General features: G+C 37.9%; 1 protein-coding gene. It reads left to right on the top strand.

From position 1 onward, the window contains the following. Window positions 1-79 precede the first annotated feature (79 nt). Window positions 80-1045 carry an IS30 family transposase gene (locus ACJJVX_RS00240; protein ID WP_342884721.1) on the top strand — a complete coding sequence of 322 codons (966 nt, stop codon included), beginning with the start codon at window positions 80-82 and terminating at the stop codon, window positions 1043-1045. Window positions 1046-1083: the final 38 nt, after the last annotated feature.

Raw genomic sequence — 1083 nt, 5'->3', positions numbered from 1 at the left:
ACCCACCAATAAATATGACATTCTGAAATATTTGCTAATGTAGTAAGTGCGACCAAACTCATTATCGAGGGAATTCAGAATGTCTTACGAACATCTTAACAGTTTCGAACGAAAAGCTATCTACTATCGATTCAATAGTGGCGAAAGCTGCCGATCCATTGGTAAGCTATTAAATCGACACCATACAACTATCATGCGTGAAGTTAAGCGAAATAAGCCACCCTACTATGATTATTTCGATGAGGCAGCGCACGAAAAAGCGATGGCAAGAAGGAAGGTCGCTAGGCATGCAAGAAAAAGAAACAATAAGGCACTGTACGAGCTTGTGCAGAGTAAAATAGCAATGGGATGGTCTCCAGATGCTATAGCAGGTCGGCTTAAGAAGGATAACCCGTCAGATGAATTAATGTATGTCAGCCATGAAACAATCTATCAATGGGTGATTAAGGATTTTAAAGCAGGTGGAGAGCTATACAAAGACTTAGCTAAGAGGCATAAAAAAAGACGTAAACAACGTAAATATGGCGATTTACGTGGGCAAATTAAGAATAGAGTAAGTATTAGCGAACGACCAAAAATAGTCGAAGACAGAAGCCGAATAGGTGACTGGGAAGGTGATTTAATTGAAGGCAAAAAGGGCTCTGGTTTTTTTGTAACCCATGTTGACCGTAGCTCTCGATATTTAATCGCGAAAAAAATAGAGACTAAGCAAGCTGAGTCATTCAATACGGCTACAGTAGAGATGTTTAAAGAGATTCCAGAGCATAAACAGTTAACTCTGACCTTGGATAATGGAAAAGAATTTTCGAAATTTAAAGCTTTGGAAGAAGAACTAGATTTTATTATTTATTTTGCTGATCCTTATTGTTCGTGGCAACGAGGAACAAATGAACATACAAACGGTCTGATCAGGCGTTATTTCCCAAAGAAAACTGATTTTTCAACTATAACTAATGAACAACTCCAAGAGGTTGTAATGAAAATTAATACTCGCCCAAGGAAAATACTAAATTATCAGACAGCTGAAGAAGTCTTTATTAATTAGTGATTTAAGGTTTGGTGCACTTGGAACCTGAATTCGGG

The sequence above is a fragment of the Pseudoalteromonas sp. Ld20 genome (assembly GCF_045064175.1).
GTDB lineage: Bacteria > Pseudomonadota > Gammaproteobacteria > Enterobacterales > Alteromonadaceae > Pseudoalteromonas > Pseudoalteromonas neustonica.
The sequence above is the reverse complement of the archived record's forward strand: the minus strand, read 5'-3'. Positions and strand labels throughout refer to the sequence as shown.

Bases quoted from the DNA above. Each gene is read 5' to 3' on its own strand.
- ACJJVX_RS00240 (WP_342884721.1), top strand. From the start codon at position 80: ATGTCTTACGAACATCTTAACAGTTTCGAACGAAAAGCTATCTACTAT.